This window comes from Actinoplanes sp. NPDC048967, assembly GCF_040649415.1.
Lineage (GTDB): Bacteria > Actinomycetota > Actinomycetes > Mycobacteriales > Micromonosporaceae > Actinoplanes.
Genome location: NZ_JBEZFL010000002.1, coordinates 136294 through 155583, shown reverse-complemented (window position 1 = coordinate 155583; position 19290 = coordinate 136294). Strand labels below are relative to the sequence as shown.

19 protein-coding genes and 1 pseudogene are annotated in these 19290 nt (G+C 70.7%); 2 read left to right on the top strand and 18 right to left on the bottom strand.

The window, feature by feature from the left end; translation table 11 throughout:
* Positions 1 to 416 precede the first annotated feature (416 nt).
* The 12 genes from AB0C12_RS07410 to AB0C12_RS07355 form a co-directional block, all read right to left on the bottom strand.
* Complete coding sequence (locus AB0C12_RS07410) at positions 417 to 737, bottom strand: MerR family transcriptional regulator (protein WP_360545216.1); 321 nt, start codon at positions 735 to 737, stop codon at positions 417 to 419.
* Positions 738 to 2181: 1444 nt separating this feature from the next.
* Complete coding sequence (locus AB0C12_RS07405) at positions 2182 to 2781, bottom strand: TetR/AcrR family transcriptional regulator (protein ID WP_360545214.1); 600 nt, start codon at positions 2779 to 2781, stop codon at positions 2182 to 2184.
* Positions 2781 to 3986, bottom strand: coding sequence for an acyl-CoA dehydrogenase family protein (locus tag AB0C12_RS07400; RefSeq protein ID WP_360545212.1), 1206 nt, complete (start codon positions 3984 to 3986; stop codon positions 2781 to 2783). Before AB0C12_RS07400 ends, AB0C12_RS07405 begins: the two co-directional genes overlap by 1 nt.
* Complete coding sequence (locus AB0C12_RS07395; protein WP_360545210.1) at positions 3986 to 4984, bottom strand: phosphotransferase family protein; 999 nt, start codon at positions 4982 to 4984, stop codon at positions 3986 to 3988. The genes AB0C12_RS07400 and AB0C12_RS07395 overlap by 1 nt, the downstream gene beginning before the upstream one ends.
* The gene (locus tag AB0C12_RS07390; protein ID WP_360547046.1) at positions 4981 to 5754 is read right to left on the bottom strand and encodes an SDR family oxidoreductase; all 774 of its coding nucleotides are present in this window, start codon (positions 5752 to 5754) and stop codon (positions 4981 to 4983) included. Before AB0C12_RS07390 ends, AB0C12_RS07395 begins: the two co-directional genes overlap by 4 nt.
* A gap of 2 nt (positions 5755 to 5756) precedes the next feature.
* Positions 5757 to 6512, bottom strand: coding sequence for an SDR family oxidoreductase (locus AB0C12_RS07385; RefSeq protein WP_360545208.1), 756 nt, complete (start codon positions 6510 to 6512; stop codon positions 5757 to 5759).
* 90 nt (positions 6513 to 6602) lie between these two features.
* A complete protein-coding gene (locus AB0C12_RS07380; RefSeq protein ID WP_360545205.1) occupies positions 6603 to 7877 on the bottom strand; it encodes an ABC transporter substrate-binding protein in 1275 nt (424 codons plus the stop codon).
* A complete protein-coding gene (locus AB0C12_RS07375; protein WP_360545203.1) occupies positions 7874 to 8920 on the bottom strand; it encodes a branched-chain amino acid ABC transporter permease in 1047 nt (348 codons plus the stop codon). The genes AB0C12_RS07380 and AB0C12_RS07375 overlap by 4 nt, the downstream gene beginning before the upstream one ends.
* On the bottom strand, positions 8917 to 9795 hold the full coding sequence (locus tag AB0C12_RS07370; protein ID WP_360545201.1) for a branched-chain amino acid ABC transporter permease: 879 nt from the start codon (positions 9793 to 9795) through the stop codon (positions 8917 to 8919). Before AB0C12_RS07370 ends, AB0C12_RS07375 begins: the two co-directional genes overlap by 4 nt.
* A 16-nt stretch (positions 9796 to 9811) precedes the next feature.
* The gene (locus tag AB0C12_RS07365) at positions 9812 to 10534 is read right to left on the bottom strand and encodes an ABC transporter ATP-binding protein (RefSeq protein WP_360545199.1); all 723 of its coding nucleotides are present in this window, start codon (positions 10532 to 10534) and stop codon (positions 9812 to 9814) included.
* Entirely contained in the window at positions 10531 to 11256 is a 726-nt protein-coding gene (locus AB0C12_RS07360; protein WP_360545197.1) for an ABC transporter ATP-binding protein, read from the bottom strand. The genes AB0C12_RS07365 and AB0C12_RS07360 overlap by 4 nt, the downstream gene beginning before the upstream one ends.
* 160 nt (positions 11257 to 11416) lie before the next feature.
* A complete protein-coding gene (locus tag AB0C12_RS07355) occupies positions 11417 to 12031 on the bottom strand; it encodes an alpha-ketoglutarate-dependent dioxygenase AlkB (RefSeq protein WP_360547044.1) in 615 nt (204 codons plus the stop codon).
* A 100-nt stretch (positions 12032 to 12131) separates the two neighbouring features.
* Between AB0C12_RS07355 and AB0C12_RS07350 the strand changes: the two genes are divergently transcribed.
* Positions 12132 to 12974: an alpha/beta hydrolase gene (locus AB0C12_RS07350; protein WP_360545195.1), complete on the top strand. Its 843-nt coding sequence runs from the start codon at positions 12132 to 12134 to the stop codon at positions 12972 to 12974.
* Here the strand turns inward: AB0C12_RS07350 and AB0C12_RS07345 are convergent.
* Entirely contained in the window at positions 12969 to 13325 is a 357-nt protein-coding gene (locus AB0C12_RS07345; protein ID WP_360545193.1) for a cytoplasmic protein, read from the bottom strand. The two genes, AB0C12_RS07350 and AB0C12_RS07345, sit on opposite strands and share 6 nt — an antisense overlap.
* Positions 13326 to 13375: 50 nt before the next feature.
* Here AB0C12_RS07345 and AB0C12_RS07340 point away from each other — a divergent pair, with 50 nt between their 5' ends.
* On the top strand, positions 13376 to 14026 hold the full coding sequence (locus AB0C12_RS07340) for a helix-turn-helix domain-containing protein (RefSeq protein ID WP_360545191.1): 651 nt from the start codon (positions 13376 to 13378) through the stop codon (positions 14024 to 14026).
* Between the two features lie 6 nt (positions 14027 to 14032).
* Here AB0C12_RS07340 and AB0C12_RS07335 read toward each other — a convergent pair whose 3' ends face one another.
* The 5 genes and pseudogenes from AB0C12_RS07335 to AB0C12_RS07315 all read right to left on the bottom strand — a co-directional run.
* Entirely contained in the window at positions 14033 to 15064 is a 1032-nt protein-coding gene (locus AB0C12_RS07335; protein WP_360545189.1) for a succinate dehydrogenase/fumarate reductase iron-sulfur subunit, read from the bottom strand.
* A complete protein-coding gene (locus tag AB0C12_RS07330; RefSeq protein ID WP_360545187.1) occupies positions 15064 to 16953 on the bottom strand; it encodes a fumarate reductase/succinate dehydrogenase flavoprotein subunit in 1890 nt (629 codons plus the stop codon). Before AB0C12_RS07330 ends, AB0C12_RS07335 begins: the two co-directional genes overlap by 1 nt.
* A gap of 10 nt (positions 16954 to 16963) precedes the next feature.
* Positions 16964 to 17770 carry a hypothetical protein gene (locus AB0C12_RS07325; RefSeq protein WP_360545185.1) on the bottom strand — a complete coding sequence of 269 codons (807 nt, stop codon included), beginning with the start codon at positions 17768 to 17770 and terminating at the stop codon, positions 16964 to 16966.
* A 137-nt stretch (positions 17771 to 17907) separates the two neighbouring features.
* Positions 17908 to 18861, bottom strand: coding sequence for a hypothetical protein (locus AB0C12_RS07320; protein WP_360545183.1), 954 nt, complete (start codon positions 18859 to 18861; stop codon positions 17908 to 17910).
* A pseudogene (locus tag AB0C12_RS07315) lies at positions 18854 to 19290 on the bottom strand (hypothetical protein); the annotation flags it as partial. The pseudogene AB0C12_RS07315 and the gene AB0C12_RS07320, both read right to left, overlap by 8 nt.

The window sequence follows — 19290 nt, the reverse complement described above, 5'->3', positions numbered from 1 at the left end:
GCCGTGGAGCCGCCCGCCTGGGCGCCGCCGCGAGCGGGGCGCCATCGGCCGGTCCAGCAGTGCGGCAACCGCGCGGTGGGAGACACCGGCCCGCGGGTCGCTCCGGATGCAAGATCAACACGACCTATGAAGGCCGGCACCTCTGGCCGAGGCGTCGGTGACGGTGATTGCTGCTTGGACGCCGGATTGTCGGCCGGGCGGCCGCCGGGCCCGGGTGCCGTCGGGCGGGATGCCGCGGGGGCTGGTGGCCAAGATGTCGCCGGCAGGGATGGCGCCAGTTCTCGGTGCTGTTCGAGACGCGCCGAGTGCGGGAATCCGCCGGGGTGTGTCGAACGTGGGGGCGAAATCGGGGCCGGAAATGACGAACGGCCCCAACCCGGTGATGGGCGGGACCGCGTGCCGGGGGCGGCGGGTGGTCATTCCGCGTTGCTGTTCTCGTTTCTGCGCAGGGACTCGTTGACCCGGAGCGCCTCTTCGAGCTGGTCCTGCAGGATGATGATCCGGCACGCCGCCTCCAGGGCCGTGCCTTCGTCCACCATCTCTTTGGCGCGGGCCGCCAGCCTCAGCTGGTAGCGGGAGTAGCGCCGGTGTCCGCCAGGGGAGCGGAACGGGTCGATCAGCTTCGCGTCGCCGAGCCTCCGCAGGAAATCCTGGGATACGCCGACGATTTCCGCGGCTCGGCCCATCGTGTAGGCCGGGTAGTCCTCGTCACCGAACATGTCGTCGGATTGGGCCATGTCACCTCCGTGTCGAGGGCCCCGGCGCTGATCGCGCCGGGGCCCAGGGTTATCGGGTTTTAGAACACCATCTGCCGACAGTCGCGTCGGTTTGTCTAATCCGCACCAGCCGTGTGTAACGGTTTCGGGTGCGAGGATCGCGTAAGCGTGACCGGAGACCACCTCTCGTTCGATGGAAACTGCGGTGTCCACTCGACCCGGTAGAGCGGTCGGAGCGGGCGATCCAACGGTGCGTCAACCCTCCCTTTCCTCTGCGTTCCACTTGCTCTGACGTGATGCGTACTGTGCACTTCCCCGCCGGTGGTGGAGCCCCACGCAAACTTCTTGGCCCTGCCACGTGCGGCGGATCCGCAGACCCCGCCGCTTAGGCGTGGGTACTGCCTACTTCCTGGTGATGCGCCCGTCGTGACCTCACGGCCGGGCGGGTACGTCCGCGTCTTGATGTTCTCGTTTCGACAACCAATACGTTAGCCCTCATCGCCCAGGAAATCTAGTTCTTCACGGACAGATTTTCTCGCGTGTCGCCTGGCGCTCCGGTGGCGGGAGGCCGCGGTAGGCGGGGGACGCGGAATGGGATGACAGGTGAGGAGCCGCCGGGAGGCTGCAGGTGGGGCGCGCAAGGTGCGCGGAAGGCTCTGGAAACCGCAGGTGACGAGGGAGGCGCGCGTGGCGCGGAGGCGCGGAAGGCGCGGTGGCGCGGGAGGCGCGGTGGCGCGGGAGGCGCGGTGGCGCGGGAGGCGCGGTGGCGCGGGAGGCGCGGTGGCGCGGGAGGCGCGGTGGCGCGCGTGGCGCGGTGGCGCGCGTGGCGCGGTGGCGCGCGTGGCGCGGTGGCGCGCGTGGCGCGGTGGCGCGCGTGGCGCGGTGGCGCGGGAGGCGCGGTGGCGCGCGTGGCGCGGTGGCGCGCGTGGCGCGGTGGACCGGTGGCGCGCGTGGCGCGGTGGACCGGTGGCGCGCGTGGCGCGGGAGGCGCGTGGCGCGGGAGGCGCGGGAGCGGCGCAGGCGGCGGAGGAGCGAAGGAGCGAAGGAGCGAAGGAGCGAAGGAGCTTGCGGGAGGCGCGCAGGGCGGGAAATGCGCGAGGTGGCGAAGGCGCTACGGAGATCGCTGGAGGTGCGGGAGGCGCCAGGAAGAGCAGGCGGGGGACGTGACGGGAAGGCCCGCGGGAAGTCGACGGAGGAGCGGGAAGAGGTGGGGACCGACGAGCGGGACTTCCGGCCGCAAGGGCAGCCCCCGGGGAAGCCAAGCCGGTCAGCGGGGAAGCCTGCGGGAAGCCGGAGGGCGTCCAGGAGCGGCGGTCATGGAATGACGCTCAGGGCTGCCAGCCAGGCCAGGCGACCGAGGGCCAGGCGACCGAGGGCCAGGCGACCGAGGGCCAGGCGACCGAGGGCCGGGCGACCCAGGTATCAGTAGACCGCCGGTCGTGGGGTGGCGGTCGATAGACCAAGGTCAGGGAGCAGCCGTAAGCAACGCCGTCACTGCGCGGGTCAGGACCAGCCTTGCCGCGTCTGGTTCCAGGCCCATTGCGTCGCGCAGCGTGCCCCAGGTCGGCCACATGCTCGTCGCCGTCAGGGCTGCCAGCAGCGTCTCGTCGCCGTTGATTTCTCGGGCGAACAGGATTTTCAGCTCGGTCCGGACCCGGTCCGTGTGGCTGCGCCGGTAGCTCTGCAGCGCCGGCGAGAATGGTTCCTTCAGCGCTGATGCCTTCGCCGCCGGGGCGATGTGTTCCAGGAGCCGGGCCCGCTGCTGGCAGTACGCCTCGATGCGCGCCGCCAGCGGCAGGTCCGTCGGCACCGCCTGGTGCGCCTCGTCGCGCTGTTCCAGAATTCTCTCGCCGCTGGCCGCGAACAGAGCTTCCATGTCCGCGAAGTGGCTCCACAGTGCCCGCAGCGAAACCCCGGCCTGCTTGGCGATGCGGTCCGCGGTCGGGCGCAGGTCTCCCTCGAGGATCAGCGCCACGTGCGCCTCCACGATGGCGTTGCGGGTGCGTTCCGAGCGGGCCGTGCGGCCGTCGATGCGCTGGGGTGGGCGGGGTGAGGCGGCCGGCATCAGGCGCTCCGATAGCGGTTGAGTTCGCGGCGGGCCAGCGAGCGCTTGTGCACCTCGTCGGGGCCGTCCGCGAGTCGCAGGGTTCGGGACTGCGCCCACAGGCGGGCGAGTGGGGTGTCCTGGCCGACGCCGGCGGCGCCGTGGGCCTGGATGGCCTTGTCGATGATCCATTCTGTGGTGCCGGGCACGATGATTTTGATGGCCTGGATCTCGGTGTGTGCGCCCTTGTTGCCGACCGTGTCCATCAGCCAGGCCGCTTTGAGGACCAGCAGCCGGGCCTGCTCGATGCGGACCCGGGATTCCGCGATCCATTCCTGGACGACGCCCTGCTCGGCCAGCGGCTTGCCGAACGGGGTACGGGTCAGCACGCGCCGGCACATCAGTTCCAGGGCGCGTTCGGCCATGCCGATCAGGCGCATGCAGTGGTGGATCCGGCCGGGGCCCAGGCGGGCCTGGGAGATGGCGAATCCGGAGCCTTCCTCGCCGATCAGGTTCTCGACCGGCACCCGGACGTTGTCGAAGAGCATCTCGGCGTGGCCGCCGTGGTCGCCGTCGTCGTAGCCGAAGACCGTCATGCCGCGCTGCACGGTCAGGCCCGGCGTGTCCCGGGGGACCAGGATCATGCTCTGCTGCACGTGCCGGGCGGCCTCGGGATCGGTCTTGCCCATCACGATGAAGATCTGGCAGTTCGGGTTCATCGCGCCGGAGATGTAGAACTTGCGGCCGTTGATCACGTAGTCGTCGCCGTCGCGGGTGATCCGGGTGCCGATGTTCGTCGCGTCCGAGGAGGCCACCTGCGGTTCGGTCATCGCGAAGGCCGACCGGATGGTGCCCTCCAGCAACGGGCGGAGCCAGCGTTCCTGCTGGGCCGGGCTACCGAACTGGGCCAGCACCTCCATGTTGCCGGTGTCCGGGGCGGCGCAGTTGAGCGCGGGCGGGGCGATCGCCGGGCTGCGGCCGGTGAGCTCGGCCAGTGGCGCGTACTGCAGGTTGGTCAGGCCGGCGCCGTGCTCGCCGGGCAGGAAGAGGTTCCACAGGCCGGCCTCGCGGGCCTTGGCCTGCAAGCGGGCGATGACCGGCGGCGGGGACCAGTCGCCGGCGTACTCCTCGTCGAAGGTGGCCTCGGCGGGATAGACGTACTCGTCGAGGAAGGCGAGCAGGCGCTTGCGGTAGTCCTCGGTACGGGCATCGAACGCGAAGTCCATCAGTTCCCCTCCAACGTTCCGTCGAGCGACTCATGACCTTGGACGACCAGCGGCGCCACGAGCGCGCCGACCGTGTCGAACCCCTCGCCCACCGTCTGGCCCTGAACGTAGCGGTAGTGCACGCCCTCGAGGATGACGGCGAGCTTGAACGCGGCAAAGCCCACATACCAGTGCAGGTCGGAGACGTCCCGGCCGGAGCGTGCGGCATAGTGGTCGGCCATCTCGGCGAGGCTCGGATGACCGGGAACGGAGATCGACGAGCGGCCACCGAGAAGCAGTGGACGGCCCGCGTAGACGAGCATCAGGGCCACGTCGCTGAGTGGATCACCGAGGGTGGACATCTCCCAGTCCAGCACCGCGTTGATCTCCATTTTCGGGCCGATCAGCACGTTGTCGAGCCGGTAGTCGCCGTGGACGACCGCGCCGGCGCCGTCCGGGATGTCGGCGGCCAGCCGGGCGTGCAGCTCCTCGATGCCCGGCACCTCGCGGCTGCGGGACGCGTCGAGCTGCTTCTTCCACCGGCGGACCTGGCGCTCGTTGAAGCCCTCCGGGCGGCCGAAGTCGGCCAGCCCGATCTCGGCCGGGTCCAGGGCGTGCAGGTCGGCGAGCGTGTCCACCAGCGAAAGGACCAGCGTGTGCATCGCGGCCGGGCCCATCGCCTCGAGCGCGTCGACGTCGCGGTAGATCGTGCCGTCGACGTGCTCCATCAGGTAGAAGGGCGCGCCGATGATGTCCACGTCCGCGCAGAGCAGCACCGGGCGGGGCGCCGGGAAACCGGCCGCCGACAACGCCTGGAGCACGCGGTGCTCGCGGACCATGTCGTGCGCGGTCGGCAGTACGTGCCCCAGCGGCGGACGGCGCAGCACCCAGCGTTCGGTGCCGTCGGTGACCGCGTACGTGAGGTTGGACCGCCCGCCGGCGAACATCGTGGCGGTCAGCGGGCCGGAACCGAGGTGGGTCCGGAGCCGGTCCAGGTCGAGTCCGCGGGGGCCGGTCATCCGGTGACCGCCGTGTCGAAGCTGCGCTGGATCTTGTTCATGCCGCCCAGCCAGCGGTCGGTGTCGGTGGCCCGGCGCTGGTAGTACTCGGCGACCTCGGGATGCGGCAGCACCAGGAAGCTGTCGCCTTCGAGGGCCTCGGCCACCACGGCGGCGACGTCGGCCGGGTCCATGGCGGTCGCGGCGAGCTGAGCCTTGCTGGCGCTGTCCGAGCCGTCGCCGAGCAGCATGTCGGTGCGTACGCCCTGCGGGCACAACGCCTGGACGGTGATGCCGCGGTGGGCGTACGTGGCGCGCAGCCACTCGGCGAAGCCCAGCGCGGCGTGCTTGGTGACCGAGTAGGGCGCACTGCCGAGCAGGGTCAGCAGCCCCGCCGCCGAGACGGTGAACAGCAGCCGCCCGCCACCGTTCTCCAGCCAGCGGGGAAGCACCGCGCGGGCCACGTACACATGGGACATGACATTGATCTGCCAGGCTCTCTGCCAGGCTTCGTCCGGCGCTTCGGCCGATCCGGCGGTCAGGATGCCGGCGTTGGCGCAGAACAGGTCCACGCCACCGAGCTCGGCCCACGCCGTGTCGACGAGCCGGCGCACGTCGTCCTCGCTGCCCGCGTCGCCCGGTACGGCCACGCCACCGATCTCGGCCGCCACCGCCTCGGCGGCCGCCGGGTCCAGGTCGTTCACGATCACCCGGGCGCCGTCGGCCGCGAACCGGCGGGCCAGGGCCGCGCCGATGCCGCTGCCGGCGCCGGTCACCACCACGCGTCGCAGGCTCACTGGACCGCGCCCGTCAGCGTGACGCCGCCGTCGATGACCACGGTCTGGCCGGTGATCCAGGCGGCGTCGGGCGAGCAGAGGAACGCGACCGTGCCGGCCACGTCCTCGGGCACGCCCAGCCGGCCCAGCGGGTACGTGGCCGCGACCTGCTCCTCGCGACCCTCGTACAAAGCGGTGGCGAAGCGGGTCTTGACGACGGCCGGGGCGACCGCGTTGACCCGGATCTTCGGGGCCAGCTCCACGGCCAGCTCCTCGGTGAGGTGGATCAGCGCAGCCTTGGTCACCCCGTAGAAGGCGATGCCGGGGGCCGGGCGTACGCCGGAGACCGACGAGATGTTGACGATCGAGCCGCCCTGCTCGGCCAGCCCGCCCCGCAGCGCCTCCTGCACCCAGCCGAGCGTGCCGAGCACGTTGACGTCGATCATCTTGCGGGCCGCCCCCAGGTCGAGGGAGCCCAGCGGCCCGTACGCGGGGTTGATGCCGATGTTGTTGACCAGCACCGTGACCGGCCCGAACGCGCCCAGCACGGTGTCGATGACGGCGGCCCGGTGGTCGGCGTCGTCGCCCTTGCCGGCGACGCCGATCGCGACGTCCGGCCCGCCGAGGTCCTTCGCCGCGTTCTCCAGGGCGCCGGCGTCGCGGCCGGTGATGCACACCTTGGCGCCCTCGGCGACGAAGCGCTGGGCGATGGCGAACCCGATTCCACGGCTGGCCCCGGTCACGACGGCCACGGCGCCGTTGAGCTTCGTCATCCGGTCAGAACCTCCTACTAATGAGTAACTTTCTCGCCGCCAACCCTGCACGGGTCGGCGGCGAGTCGCAACCGCTTCGCCACAGGCAGGCTATGAGGCCGCCGGGATCCCGTTCGCGGGCGGGGCGGCCGGAGGTGTCGGGTACGCCGCCACCGGGCCGTCAGCCTCGTCGGTCTCGAACGTCTCGCCGAAGTAGGCCTGCTTGCCACCCTGGACCTTGGAAAGCCGCATGCCGCCGTACCCGGAATGGTCGTCGGCCGAGAAGCGCAGCGGCGCGAAACCCGGTCCTTGGAAGCCGTTCTTCTCGATCGCCGAGATCAGCCCCTCGCGAGTCAGGTCTTTGCCCGCGGCCTGCAGGCTCTGCACGAAGAGGTAGCCGACGGACATGCCGTAAACGATGTTGTTGTCGAACTCGGCGTTGCCGTTGTGGGCCGCGTTGACCTTCTTGAAGAGCTGGATCCACGGGTTGGCCTCGTCGTTGCTCAACGGCAGGTAGTTGTCCGAGACCAGGCCCTCGGTCAGCGGCGCCGCCGCGCCCAGCTGCTTGCTCAGGGTGCCGAGGTCGGCGCCGACCTGGGAGACCACGAACTGCGGCTTGAAGGCGATCTTGGCCGCGGTGCCGAGGCTGAGGGCGGTGAAGCCGGGCACGGTGGCCAGCATGACGACCTGGCAGCCGGCCTGCTTGAGCGCGCCCATCTGCGGGCCGACGTTCGGGTTGCTGGTCACGTACGACTGCTTCGCGGCCACCGGGCCGAGGATCTTCTCGATGCCGGCCAGCGCGTCCCGGCCGAAGTCGTCGTCCTGGCCCAGGAAGCAGACCTTCTTGCCGGCCTGGGTCGCCTTGACGTGGGTGGCCAGGATCTTTCCCTCGACGGTGTAGTCGACGTTGAAGCCGAACGTGCCTGGATACTTGTCGGGCTGGTCCCAGCTGCGGCTGCCGGAGGCCACGAACAGGTCGGGGACCCGGTTGGTCTTGAGGAAGTCCAGCACGCCGGTGTGCGTGGGGGTGCCCAGCCCGTTCAGGATCGCGAAGACCTTGTCCTGCAGCACCAGCTCGCGGACCACCTGCTGGGTCGTCGCCGGGTTGTAGGTGTCGTCCATGATCTTGTAGGTGATCTTGCGGCCGTGCACGCCGCCGGCCGCGTTGACGTAGTCGAAGTAGGCCTTGGTGGCCGGGGCGATCTTGGAGTAGCCGGCCGCGGCCGGACCGGTCAGCGGCATGTGGGTGCCGACCAGGATCTCGGTGGCGGTCACGCCGGGAACGCTGCCGCTCCCGCTGCTGCCTCCGCCCCCGTCATCACTGCTGCAACCGGCGGCGGCGGCGACCAGGGCCGTCACGGCGAGCGCGGACCATATACGTCTCATGCCTTTCTCCTTCTGAATCGTAGTGAGGCGATACCGCCGGGTGCGGCGAGCATGACGACGATCAACGTGACGCCGAACAGCGCCAGCGGCAGGTTGCCCTCGAGCCGCTGGGCGACCGCGGGCGACACGTCGATCAGTTCGGTGAGCGAGTGGGTGAGGGCGGGCAGGGCCACCAGCAGGACCGCGCCCCACACCGCGCCGGCCAGGCTGCCCAGGCCGCCGATCACGATGGCCATCACCAGGAACAGCGACAGCGAGATCGGGAAGGCGCCGGGGGAGACGCTCTGGGCGAGCACGGCGAACAGCGCGCCGCCGAGGCCGGCGCAGGCCGCGCTGACCACAAAAGCCAGGACCTGGGTACGGGCGACGTTCACTCCGGCGATGCGCGCGGCGGCCTCGTCATCGCGTACGGCCCGCAGCGCCCGGCCGAACCGCCCCCGGACCAGCGTCGCCAGCAGGAACACGGTGAGCAGCGCGCCGGCCCAGGCGAGCCATGCCTGCCAGCGCTCGTACGGGAAGGTCGCGCCCAGTGCCAGCGGCGGCGGATCGACGTACACGGACAGGCCCTGGTCGCTGTTGAAGGTCTTGTCGAAGGTGCTGGCGATCGCCGGCACCACCACGGCGACCGCGAGCGTGAGCCCGGCCAGATAGGGCCCGCGCAACCGGGCCGCGGCCAGGCCCACGACGCCGCCGGCGACAGTGGCCACGGCGATCCCGGCCAGTACGGCGATCAGCAGCGTCCACTGACCCCGGCCGGCCAGCTTCTCCTGGACCATCGCCACCGTGTAGGCGCCGGTGGCCATCAGCGCGCCGTGCCCGAGCGAGAGCTGCCCGTTGAGCCCGGTGAGGACGGTCAGCCCGGCCGTGACGCACAGGTACGCCCCGACTGTCGCGAGCTGATAGTTGCGGAACGGCGGCAGCACATAGGTCAGCGCCAGAATCAGCACGGCCGCGGCCACCGTCCACAACAGATGGCGATGCTTGCGGGGCACAGTGCGGATGCGGGTGGTCGCGTCCACCTTCGGAGCCAGCGTGACGCTCATACGGCTCTCGCCGCCGATCGCGAGAACAGCCCGCCGGGCCGGCCCAGCAGCACCACGACCAGCAGGATCAGCACGGCGATCGGAGCCACGGTGGCGCCCAGATAGCCGCTGACGTAGGAGAGCAGCAGCCCGACGATCAGCCCGCCGGCCACCGCGCCGATCGTGCTGTCCAGGCCGCCGACCACCGCCGCGGTGAAGGACGACACGAAGACGATGTCCATCGCGTTCGGGTGCAGGCCCAGCTCGGTCGGCAGCACCAGCATGCCGGCCAGCGATCCGACCGCCGCGGCCAGCGCCCAGCCCAGCGTCAGCATCCCGCCGACGTTCACCCCGAGCAGCCGGGACACGTCGGGGGCGAACGCCGAGGCGCGCATCCGCAGGCCCACGGACGTACGGGTGAACAGCAATGCCAGCAGGGCCACCACGACGAGGACAGCGCCGAAGACGAACAGGTCGAAGCGCGACAGCAGCGCGATCCCGCCCACGGTGAAGGCCTCGCGGCTGAACGGCGCCTCGGCGGGCCGGAACTCGTTGCCGTAGATCATGCCGAGCACACCCTGGATGACCAGCACCAGGCCGAGCGCCACGACCACCCCGTTGAGGTGCGACGAGTGGTCGACGAAGCGCATCACCACCCGCTCGGTCGCGGCCCCCAGCAGCAGCCCGCCCAGCACCGCCACGACGAACCCGAGCCAGTACGAGCCGGTCGCCGCCGACACCGAATAGCCGACGTACGCCGTCGCGACCGCCATCGCGCCCTGGGCGAAGTTGACGATCCGGGTGGCTCGCCAGATCAGGACCAGGGCCAGGGCGAACGCGGCGTACACCGCACCCCGGCTCAGGCCGTCGAACGTGAGGAACACGAACCGGTCCATCGCCCTCCTGTCTTGATCAGAAACCGAGGTATGCGTGCCGCATGTCCTCGTCGTCGCGCAGGGTGGCGGCGTCCGCGTTCGCGACCACCCGGCCCAGCGACATCACGATTCCCGTGTCGGCGACCGACAGGGCACTGCGTACGTTCTGCTCGACGAGCAGCACGGTCAGCCCGGTGCGGTCCCGCAGGGTGCGCAACAGGCCCATGATCTGGGCGGTCACCTTGGGCGCCAGCCCCAGCGACGGCTCGTCCAGCAGCAGCAGGCGCGGCCGGCCGACCAGGGCCCGGCCGAGTGCGAGCATCTGCCGCTCCCCGCCGGAGAGCTGGTGCCCGGGGAAGCGGCGGCGCCGGGCGAGCGGCTCGAACAGCTCGTACACCTCGTCCAGGGCGCGTTTGGCGTCCACCCGGTCGCGGCGCCACAGGCCGCCGAGCCGCAGATTTTCGTCCACGGTCAGCTCGGTGACCACGCCGCGGCCCTCGGGCACGTGGGCCACGCCCCGGCGCACCATCTGCTCGACCTTCACCCCGCGCAGGTCCTGCCCGTCGAGCACGATCCGGCCGGTGGCCGGCCGGAGCAGACCCGAGAGGGTACGCAATAGCGTCGTCTTGCCGGCACCGTTGGCCCCGAGGACGGCGGTGATGGAACCCGCGGCCACCGTCAGGTCCACATTGTGCAGAACCGGCGCGGCGCCGTAACCGACGGTGAGCTGCTCGGCCGCCAGCAGCGCGGTCGCGCTCATGCCGCGGCCCCGAGGTAGGCGTTCACGACGGCCTCGTCGGTGCGGATCTCGGCCGGGGTCCCGTGCGCGACGGGCTTGCCGAAGTCCAGCACCAGGATCTCGTCGCACACCGCCATGACCAGGTCCATGTGGTGCTCGACCAGCAGCACCGCGCAGGACAAGCCGGTGATCAGCTCACCCAGCTCGGCGATCTCGTCGGCGCCGAGTCCGCCGGCCGGCTCGTCCAGCAGCAGCAGGCGCGGCTGGGCGACGAGGGCGCGGGCCAGAGCGACACGCTTGCGGACCGCGTACGGCAGGCCGCCGGGGAGTGCGTGCGCCTGCGGGGCGACACCGCAGCGCTCGAGCGCTTCCCACGCGCTTTCGGGTCTCTGACCCGCGTGTTCGGCGCCGACCATGACGTTCTCGAGGACCGTCAGGCCGGCGAAGAGGCCGACACCCTGCAGCGTGCGGGCGATGCCGAGCCGCGCCAGCCGGTGCGGGCGGGGCCGCAGCGGACGGCCGTCGAGCGAGATGGTGCCGGCCGTCGGGGCGACAAAACCGCAGACCACGTTGAAGAGGGTGGTCTTGCCCGCGCCGTTGGGGCCGATGACGCCGACCGTGCGCCCGGGTGGCACCCGCAGGGAGATGTCGTCGAGAGCGACCAGGCCGCCGAACCGGACGCCGATCCGGTGCAGGGAGAGGCCTTGGGAATCAGGATCGGTGGCGGGCGCGGGTCGGGTCATCGTCACCTCGGCACTGAGGTTCGCCGCACCGTCCTGGATGGAGGATCATGCGGTCGGAAGTTATTACACTTGGAGTGTAAGTTCTTGAGACGCCATGTCAATGCCCGGGAAACATTACCGAAAGTCGATGGGTTGACGACGATCCGTGGCCGGTCTGTGACTAAGCCACGTTGATCGGGCGGAACTGGACGCTGACCCGGGGACCCACCGGCCTGGCCGTCTTCGGGATCGCGTGCTCCCAGGTGCGCTGGCACGAGCCGCCCATCACGATCAGGTCGCCGTGGCCCAGCGGGAAACGCAGGGACTCCGCGCCACCCGCGCGGGGGCGCAGCATCAGGTTGCGCGGGGAGCCGAAGGACACGATCGCCACCATCGTGTCCTCCCGCGAGGAGCGGCCCAGAGTGTCGCCGTGCCAGGCGACACTGTCGCGGCCGTCGCGGTAGAGGCACATGCCCGCTGTCACGAAACCCTCGCCCAGCTCCGGCTCGTAGTGCGCGGAGAGCTGGTCACGGGCCCGGGTCAGGAGCGGGTGGGGAAGGGTCTCGCCGCGGCCGTACCAGCGCAGGAGGCGGGGGACGTCGACCACGCCGTCGTACATCGGGCGGCGCTCGGCGCGCCAGTCGACCTCGGTCAGCAGCGTCTCGAAGACTGCGTCGGAGGCCTGCACCCAGCCGGGGAACACGTCGACCCAGGCGCCGGCGGTCAGCTCGTGCCGGACCAGGCGACCGGGCAGGGGGCCCAGGGATGCGGACGGGCCGGCCATGAGGTCGAACATCGACGGCTGGTAAGCGCTCACGCCGCCACTCTACAGCGAGTTCGTACGTGCGTACTAAATCGCTTCCGGGAGGGTGGACGGCGCTGCCAGGCTGCGCGCCATGCCCACCTTCACAGCGCCGGACGGCACCAGGCTCGCGTACCGCACGGCCGGGGAGGGTAATCCGCTCGTCTGCCTGCCCGGCCCGATGGCGGACGCCGCGTACCTCGGTGATCTGGGCGGCCTGGACCGGCACCGCCGGCTGATCCTGCTCGATCTGCGTGGCACCGGGGAGTCCGCGACCCCGGCGGACGCCGGGTCGTACCGCTGCGACCGTCAGGTCGGTGACGTCGAAGCCCTGCGCGAGCACCTCGGCCTGAGCAAGATGGACCTGCTCGGCCACTCCGGCGGCACCAACCTGGCAGTGCAGTACGCGGCCCGGCATCCAGACGCGGTCAGCAAGCTGGTCCTGATCACTCCGAGCCTCATCGGCGTCGGCATCGTCGTGTCCGCCGAGCTGCGCCGCGCGACCGCCGAGCTTCGCAAGGACGAGCCGTGGTACCCGGCCGCTGCCGCGGCCCTGGCCGCGATCGGGGCGGGCAAGGCCACGGGCGCCGACTGGGAAGCCCTCACCCCGCTGCGGTACGGCCGCTGGGATGCGGCGGCGCAGCAGCACTACGCGGAGTCGAGCAAGCGGATGAGCCCGGCTGTCGTCGAGGCTTTCGCGGCGGACGGCGCGTTCACGCCGGGTGCGACCCGGGCGGCCCTGGCGACCTTCGCGGCACCGGTGCTGCTCCTGGCCGGCGAGGTCGACCTGAACAGCCCGCCGGACGCGGTCGCCGACCACGCCGCGCTCTTCCTGGACGCCACCCTGGCCGTGCAGCCGGCAGCGGGCCACCAGCCGTGGCTCGACGATCCCGAGCGGTTCGTGGAGCTCGTCAGGGCGTTTCTGAGGCCCTCATGAGGGGGCCGGCCCCAGCGGCTGCTCGCCGGTCAGTGGCTGCCCGTCACCCGGAGCCGGCTCCTTGAGCTCGATGAAGATGGTCCGGCACTCGGTGTCGCCGATGTTCGCCCCGGAATGCTCCTGAGCGGCGAGCCAGCGCACCTCGCCGGCCTCCAGCTCGACCTGCATCTCGCGTCCGCCGGAGGACAGCGACCGCCGGAAGCCGCTCAACGTCACCATGACGCTGTCCGGGTGCCGGTGCGGGGTGGTGCGGTCGCCGGGCCGGTCGGCGTAGGCGAGGACGCGAACGCGCTCGTTCTCCATCACCACGCGGTAGAGGTCGGAATTGGTGACGACGGGGTCGTGGCTCATGGCGCACCTCCGAGTGGATCGGCTTCGTGGGACGACGGTACCATCAAGGTATGCCAGTACCATATGAGTCGACCGGACGATCACGGCAGAAGCTCCGGACCCGGGAAGCACTGATCACGGCCGCCCGTGAGCTGCTGCGGGGCGGTGCGCAGGAGCTGACCGTGGAGGAGGTCGCCGAGGCTGCCGGCGTCTCGCGGACGACGGCGTACCGCTATTTCCCCAATCAGCGGAGCCTGGTGCTGGCTGCCCATCCGGAAACCATGCAGCACTCACTGCTGCCCGCGGACGCCCCACGGGATCCCGTCGCCCGGCTCGACCTGACCATGGCCGAGTTCGCGCGCATCGTCCTCGAATGGGAGCCGCAACTCCGCGCGGCCCTGCGGCTGTCGCTGACCGCCCCGGCCGGCGGCGAAGGGCCCGCGCTCCGGCAGGGCCGGGCCATCGGCTGGATCGAGGACGCGCTGGTCCCGCTGCGCGACACCCACCCGGGCCTGGACGTCTCCCGGCTGGCTGTCGCCATCAGGGCGGCCACCGGGATCGAGTCGCTCGTCTGGCTCACCGACGTCGCCGGGGTTCCCCGGTCGGAGATTCCCGGACGGATGAGCTGGACCGCGCGGGCGCTGTTGTCGGCCGCCCTGGCCGACGCGGTGAACGAGGGCGGACAAGCAGAACGGCCCGCCGGGGAGGCGGGCCGTTCATGACGCTGCTCAGCTCCTGCCCTGCTCCGGATGCCGATAGGTGATCCCGTCCTCGCGCAGCGGGAACTCCTGGTCGTCACCGAACGGCGACGGCCCGCCCGCCTGATGCGACAGCAGCTCGGCCACGTCCAGCTTGCCTTCGGCGTTCACCGCCGGCCCCTCCGGCAGGCGCGCGCTGGAGTTGCTGAGCCCGGACGCCACCCCGGTGACACCCTCGCTGGTGCTGGGAGCCATCGAGTCGCCGGAGCCACCGTTACTGCGGCCGCCGCCGGCGTGGGCCGGGGTGCTCTCGAGCTGGTCCCGGCGGAAGATCTTGCGGCCCAGCCAGACGAGCGGGTCGTATCGGTTGTCCACGACCCGTTCCTTCATCGGGATGATCGCGTTGTCGGTGATCTTGATGTGCTCCGGGCAGACCTCGGTGCAGCACTTGGTGATGTTGCAGTAGCCCAGGCCCTGGTGCTCCTGGGAGTAGTTCTTGCGGTCCGTCCGGTCGTCGAGCGGGTGCATGTCCAGCTCGGCGGCGCGGATGAAGTAGCGCGGACCGGAGAACGCCGGCTTGTTCTCCTCGTGGTCGCGGACCACGTGGCAGGTGTTCTGGCACAGGAAGCACTCGATGCACTTGCGGAACTCCTGCGAGCGTTCCACGTCGATCTGCTTCATCCGGTAGTCGCCCGGCTTGAGCCCGGGCGGCGGCGCGAACGCCGGCGTCTCGCGGGCCTTCTCGTAGTTGAACGAGACGTCGGTGACCAGGTCCCGGATGATCGGGAACGTGCGCAGCGGCGTGATCGTGACGGTCTCGTCCTCCTCGAAAGTGGACATCCGCGTCATGCAACCCAGCCGGGGCTTGCCGTTGATCTCCATCGAGCAGGACCCGCACTTGCCGGCCTTGCAGTTCCATCGGCAGGCCAGATCCGGGGTCTCGGTGGCCTGCAGCCGGTGGATGATGTCGAGGACGACCTCGCCCTCGTTCACCTCGACGTCGAACTCCTGGAGGTCACCGCCCGACGCGTCGCCCCGCCACACCCGAAAGTGACGCTTCATCACTCCACCTCCGTGAGCTCTTCGTCGGTCATGTACTTGCTCAGCTCGCTGCGCTCGAAGAGCTGGATCAGCTCCGTGCGCATCGCCGGTACCGGTTTGCGTTCCAGGTGCACGTCGCCCGCCTCGTCGAGGGAGCAGACCAGGTTGACCAGCCGCCACTGCGAGCTCATCTTCGGGAAGTCCTCCCGGGTGTGCCCGCCGCGCGACTCCTCACGCTCCAGCGCCGCCTTCGCGGTGCACTCGGAGACGATGAGCATGTTGCGCAGATCCAGCGCGAGGTGCCAGCCCGGGTTGTACCGGCGCCCGCCGGCCGCGCTGACGTTGGCCACCCGCAGCTTCAGCTCCTGGAGCCGCTTGAGCGCGTCGGTCAGCTCACCCTCGCGGCGGATGATGCCGACCAGGTCGCCCATCACGGCCTGCAGGTCCTGCTGCAGCGTGTACGGGTTCTCGCCGTTCTCCCGGCTCAGCGGGGCCAGCGCGGCGTCCACGGCCTTCTCGACGTCACCGGTGGCGACCTTGGGCCGCTTGGCCAGCGCGTCGGCGTACGCGGCCGCGTGCTCACCGGCGCGCTTGCCGAACACCAGCAGGTCGGACAGCGAGTTGCCGCCGAGCCGGTTGGAGCCGTGCATACCGCCGGAGACCTCACCCGCCGCGAACAGGCCCTCGACGTGGCCGAACGCCGCCGCCGTGTCGGGGTCGACCTCGACGCCGCCCATCACGTAGTGACAGGTCGGGCCGACCTCCATCGGCTCCTTGGTGATGTCGACGTCCGCCAGCTCCTTGAACTGGTGGTACATCGACGGCAGGCGCCGCTGGACCTCCTCGGCGGGGAGGCGGCTGGCGATGTCGAGCAGGACGCCGCCGGCCTTCGTACCCCGGCCGGCCTTGACCTCGCTGTTGATCGCCCGGGCGACCTCGTCGCGGGGCAGCAGCTCGGGCGGGCGCCGGTTGTTGTCCGGGTCCTTGTACCAGCGGTCCGCCTCCTCCTCGGTCTCCGCGTACTGCTTGCGGAAGACGTCGGGGACGTAGTTGAACATGAACCGCTTGCCGTCGGTGTTCTTGAGCACGCCGCCGTCACCGCGGACCGACTCGGTGACCAGGATGCCCTTGACGCTGGGCGGCCACACCATGCCGGTCGGGTGGAACTGCAGGAACTCCATGTTGATCAGCGTGGCGCCGGACCGCAGGGCCAGCGCGTGCCCGTCCCCGGTGTACTCCCACGAGTTCGAGGTCACCTTGTACGAGCGGCCGACACCGCCGGTGGCCAGCACGACCGCGGGCGCCTCGAGCAGGATGAACTCACCGGACTCGCGGTAGTAGCCGAACGCCCCGGCGATCCGGTCGCCCTCGAGCAGCAGCTCGGTGATCGTGGTCTCGGAGAAGACCCGGATCTTGGCGTCGTAGTTGCCGGTCTCGGCGAAGTCCTCCTGCTGCAGCGAGACGATCTTCTGCTGCAGGGTGCGGATCAGCTCCAGGCCGGTCCGGTCGCCGACGTGCGCGAGCCGCGGGTACTCGTGGCCGCCGAAGTTGCGCTGGGAGATCTTGCCGTCCTTGGTGCGGTCGAACAGCGCACCGTAGGTCTCCAGCTCCCAGATCCGCTCCGGCGCCTCCTTGGCGTGCAGCTCGGCCATCCGGAAGTTGTTCAGGAACTTGCCGCCGCGCATGGTGTCGCGGAAGTGCACCATCCAGTTGTCGCGGCTGTTCACGTTGCCCATGGCCGCGGCCGCGCCACCCTCGGCCATGACCGTGTGCGCCTTGCCGAACAGCGACTTGGAGATGATCGCGGTGCGCTTGCCGGCGAGCCGGGCCTCGATGGCCGCCCGCAGCCCGGCGCCGCCGGCGCCGATCACGACGACGTCGTAGTGGTGTCGTTCGATTCGGGTTGTCATGGGGGGCCCTCTAGTTGATGAAGCGCAGGTCGGGCCACCAGCCGGCCGCGAGCGCCATGATGTAGAAGTCGGTCAGGGCGAGGGTGCCCAGCGTGATCCACGCGAGCAGCATGTGCCGGGCGTTGAGCTTGGACACGAAGGTCCAGAAGCGGTACCGCACCGGATGCTTGGAGAAGTGCTTCAACCGGCCGCCGGCGATGTGCCGGCAGGAGTGGCAGGACAACGTGTACGCCCACAGCATCACCACGTTGCCGACCAGGATGACGTTGCCCAGCCCGAAGCCGAACTCGTCACCGGACCGGAAGGCGATGATCGCGTCCCAGGTGTTGATGACGGAGATGATGGCGGCGGCGTAGAACGCGTACCGGTGCAGGTTCTGGAAGATCAGCGGGAACCGCGTCTCACCGGTGTACTTCTCGTGCGCGTCGGGGACGGCACAGGCCGGCGGCGACAACCAGAAGGCCCGGTAGTAGGCCTTGCGGTAGTAGTAGCAGGTGAGGCGGAAGAGCAGCAGGAACGGCAGAGTGAGCGCCGCTTCCGGCAGGAGCCAGAAGCTGGGCAGCGGAGTGCCGAACAAGGCCGACCCCTCGACGCACCGGTCGGTCAGACACGGTGAGTAGAACGGGGTGAGGTAGTGGTGCTCCTCGATGAAGTACCACTTGTGCATGAACACGCGGACGGTGGCGTAGATCACCCACGCCGACAACCCCACGAAGGTGATCAGCGGTGGGAACCACCACCGGTCCGTACGCAACGTCTTCGCCGCGATCGCAGCGCGCGAGCGCCCCGGATCCGACCTCGTTGCCGTCGTCGTCATTGACGTCTCCCTGACGGTGCTGACAGTGGCCTGCATCTGCCGGCGGGCGCGCCTGTTTGGGGTGTGCGTCCGCAATGTGTGGCACACGTTACAACGAAGGTCAGCTTCCTGCCGTGTAAGGGAAGGCTTACCACCGGCTACAGGTCGGGCGCGGCGAGTCGGCGGATCGGCCCGGCGCAGGCGACGGGCGACCACCGGGCCAGCTGATCGGTCAGCGAGACCCCGTCGCGGGGCGCGGGAGCGACAAAAAACGCCGGGGTACGGGACTTGACCTGCGCATCAAGCGCCTCGGCGAAGGCGGTACGCGCATCGAGCAGTTCCCGCCAGCTGTCCTCGACCCGCTGATCGTCCAACCGCCCGACATAGATCCGGGTAGCGGCGTTCTCATCCCGGACCGCGACGGCCCGCGCCTGCGGGGTGGCGGTGGCGCCGGGCGGGACGAGCCGGTTGAGCCGGTCTTCGAGCTCGAGGCAGGCGCCGTCGCGAAGCCGCCGATCCTCCCGGGCATCGGCGGCGTCGTCCCGGAAGCCGGAAACGGCCCGCAGCACGGCGAGCCCGCCGGCGCAGAGCACGATGACGATGACGGCGGCGGCCACCGAGATCCCGGCCACGAAGAGCCGGCGCCGGCGCCGCTTCTTGGTCTCGGCCTCGGCCTTGGCCTCTGCCTTGGCCTCGGCTTCAGTCGGCTGCCCGGCACTGAGGCGGCTGCCCGGCGTCCTCGTCGTCCTCGCCCGGGGCCTGGTTCCGGAGCTGAGCCGGCTGTCCCGTCCAGCCGACGCTACGTCTGGGCCGGCGTCCGCCCTGGAATCGGCCGGCTCGGCGCCGCTCGTCCCGGTGCCGCTCGTCCCGGTGCCGCTCGCGCTCCCGGTGCCGCTCGCGCTCCGGGCGCCGCTCCCGGTCCCGGCTCTGCTGGCGCTGCCAGCGCCACTCGGGCTTCCGGTTCCGCTCGTGGCCCGGGGCACGGCTTGGGTGTCCGACGTCGTGTCGGTGTCGAAGGCGGACGCGGAGACAGCACCGGCGGGCGGGCCGGTGGTCGGCTCGTCGGCCGTGCGGTAGCCGTCGGACTCCTGGTCACGCGGCCCGTCACTCATCGATCCAGCGCTCACCGGCCCAGTGAAACACGCCGGTCAATGCCCCGCCCAGTGGCGCGACGCGGACCTCTCCGCCCAGGGCGGGCCCGAGCGGCCCGCCGACGCTCCATCCTCGAACCACGCGCCCACCGCGGCCGACCAGCCCCGGTGGTTCTCTGGCTTTGATCGCTGCGCCCACCGCGGCCGGGTAGCCCGGTGATTCTCTGGCTTTGACCGCTGCGGCGACCGTGGCCGGGCAGCCCGGTGGTTCTCTGGCTTTGATCGCTGCGCCCAGCGCGGCTGGGTAGCCCGGTGGTTCTCTGGCTTTGACCGCTGCGGCGACCGTGGCCGGGCAGCCCGGTGGTTCTCTGGCTTTGACCGCTGCGGCGACCGTGGCCGGGCAGCCCGGTGGTTCTCTGGCTTTGACCGCTGCGGCGACCGTGGCCGGGC